1 protein-coding gene is annotated in these 1,000 nt (G+C 64.6%); it reads right to left on the bottom strand.

The window, feature by feature from the left end:
• Positions 1-81: 81 nt before the first annotated feature.
• On the bottom strand, positions 82-1,000 hold a 919-nt coding region (locus SSA01S_RS18865), incomplete at its 5' end, for a YncE family protein (protein WP_369691218.1).

The raw sequence follows: 1,000 nt of genomic DNA, 5'->3' as shown, positions 1-1,000 counted from the left end.
ACCCGGTCGCGCAACCACGACCGGGCATAGCGGCGCAGCCCGGGGATCAGCGGTTCGATCGCGGCGGCAAGCGGGTCCATCTCAGTCGCGCTGCACCTGCACGATGCGCCCCGGCGCGCCGTTCACCACCTCCGCAACCGCCAGAAAGCGCCGGGGTGTCGCGGTGCTGCCCTGAACGATCTGGCGGATCGGACCCGATGCGTTGACGATCGCCGCACCTGCCGGGTTGCTCATGAAGTTCGCAAGCGGCTCTACAGCGCCGCTGCCGTCCGCATTGGCGGTCAGTACGAGCATGTAAGGCTTCTTGGGCTGCAAACCGGTAACGGCACTCTGCACGACCTGAATGATGCCCTGGTCGAAGAGGGTGATGCTGCTTGCCGTACCTTTGCCGCCAATCGGCCCCATGGTCAGATGCAGCGCCTTGCCCGCTGTGCCGAGCGGCTGGAGATTGTCGGTGCCGGGGCCTGTCGGAACTGCGTTCGACACATAGGCGATCGCCTGCGGTGCCTGTCCGACCGGCACGGTAGCGACGACCGTGTTGCCGGCAGTGTCGATCGCGGCCAGCTCATCGGAATTCTCTAGCCCGACATAAACGCGCCGGCCGTCGCCCGATGGCCAAACACCGTGCGGCATCTTGCCGACCGGAATTGTTGCCACCGGCGTGAAGTCGGACGTGCGGAACACCTTGACCACATTCTCTCCGCCGACCGTCACATACGCGAACTGCCCCTTGGCCGTGCGGGCGAAATTGACATGGTTCGTGATAGGCCCGGTATCCAGCACCTTCAGGATCGCGAAGGGTGGCCGAGCATCGAATGCGACCGTCTTGCCGATGTCCTTCAGCGTAAACCACACTTGCTTGCCGTCCGGCGTCGCGGCGATGTTGGGGCAGAAGGGGCTTGGCTGCGCCACCTGTCCGACCTGCGCGTGGGTCGCGACATCGAACACAGCCAATACCGGATTGAACGAAGAGCAGACATAGCCGTACCGGCCATCGGGA

It is taken from the genome of Sphingomonas sanguinis NBRC 13937 (assembly GCF_001591005.1).
GTDB classification, from domain to species: Bacteria; Pseudomonadota; Alphaproteobacteria; order Sphingomonadales; family Sphingomonadaceae; genus Sphingomonas; species Sphingomonas sanguinis.
Note: the sequence above shows the minus strand (reverse complement) of the source record. Positions and strands in the feature narration are given on the sequence as shown.